This is a genomic window from Candidatus Cryosericum septentrionale (assembly GCF_003570995.1).
Classification (GTDB): Bacteria; Caldisericota; Caldisericia; order Cryosericales; family Cryosericaceae; genus Cryosericum; species Cryosericum septentrionale.
In genome coordinates, this window is the sequence record NZ_QXIY01000030.1 from 155,164 (window position 1) to 155,463 (window position 300).

The following is a 300-nucleotide window of genomic DNA, read 5'->3' on the forward strand; positions in this document are numbered from 1 at the left end:
CCATCCTGTCCTGCTTTTACCGGATACGGACCATTCAGACACCGGACTGCACATGATCCTCAAACATGAGCTTGTCCACTACAAACGGGGAGACATCTGGTACAAGCTGCTGATGATCTGCGCCAACGCTGTGCACTGGTTCAACCCGCTCGTCTACCTCGTGGTGACAGCATCCAACCAGGATCTCGAGATGTCTAGTGACTCTGCAGTGATCCAGAATGCGGATGCTGTGTTCCGAAAGCGGTACAGCGAAGCAATTCTGGCGGCGGTTCGCAAAGGGAAGATGCGTCAGACAGCATT

The 300-nt window shown here is 53.7% G+C and carries 1 protein-coding gene; it reads left to right on the plus strand.

All coding sequences use genetic code 11. From position 1 onward, the window contains the following. Positions 1-52: 52 nt before the first annotated feature. Positions 53-300: M56 family metallopeptidase (locus tag SMC1_RS07155; protein WP_243626520.1), on the plus strand; the 248-nt coding region annotated here is incomplete at its 3' end.